The sequence below is a fragment of the Oscillibacter sp. KLE 1745 genome (assembly GCF_000469445.2).
In the GTDB taxonomy this organism is placed as follows: Bacteria; Bacillota; Clostridia; order Oscillospirales; family Oscillospiraceae; genus Oscillibacter; species Oscillibacter welbionis.
In genome coordinates this window covers 1-661 of record NZ_KI271771.1, presented here as the reverse complement: position 1 = coordinate 661, position 661 = coordinate 1, and the positions used below count along the sequence as shown (strand labels likewise).

The following is a 661-nucleotide window of genomic DNA, read 5'->3' as shown; positions in this document are numbered from 1 at the left end:
AGATAAACGATAATTTAGCAGCTTAGAGCTGGATGGCAGAAACATCAATCTCTCCGGACATCAGCTTGGGAAGAAGGGTATCTCTCAGTATGGACAGCCGTTTATTCTCCGCGCTATTGGAATAAATCTGCTCAAGGAGTGGTGAAGCAATGGTATTAAACCCGGCTAACTCTTCTTCTGATGGTAGAACAACAGGGTATGTCATAATCTGCTGCTTATCTCCACGAGGCATTTTCGTTCCTTTCGATCCAGCAACCATAAATGCGAAGAACTTGTCGGCATATAGGGTGCTGAATAGGTACGCCGAGTATCGCGGTTGACTTGGCGTAAAGCAAAGAACATCGGTTGAGCAGCCACAGTTGTCCTCACAGTAGACAATCTTCTTAAAGTAAGGTCGAATGTTAGAAATCAACGTATCACCTTTATGGCAAGCAGTTGTCTGCGATGTAGTTGGGAGGCTTGTAGCCTCGGTTGAACCAGCTTTTCCCGACAGCATATTCTCTGTTGAGAAGTAGGTGCTGACGTTCAGCTCGGAGACAGCTACTTTGTCTCTTGAATATGAGCAAATATCCGATAGGATGCCCTGATTTGCTATCAAACTGGTATCGCCAAAACGTTCCTGATAGACCGTTTGTAGGAGATCAGCTAAATTATCGTTTAC

At 44.8% G+C, this 661-nt stretch carries 1 protein-coding gene; it reads right to left on the bottom strand.

Going from position 1 to position 661, the window contains the following annotated elements:
- Positions 1-22 precede the first annotated feature (22 nt).
- On the bottom strand, positions 23-661 hold a 639-nt coding region (locus HMPREF1546_RS19350; protein WP_021752153.1), incomplete at its 5' end, for a restriction endonuclease subunit S.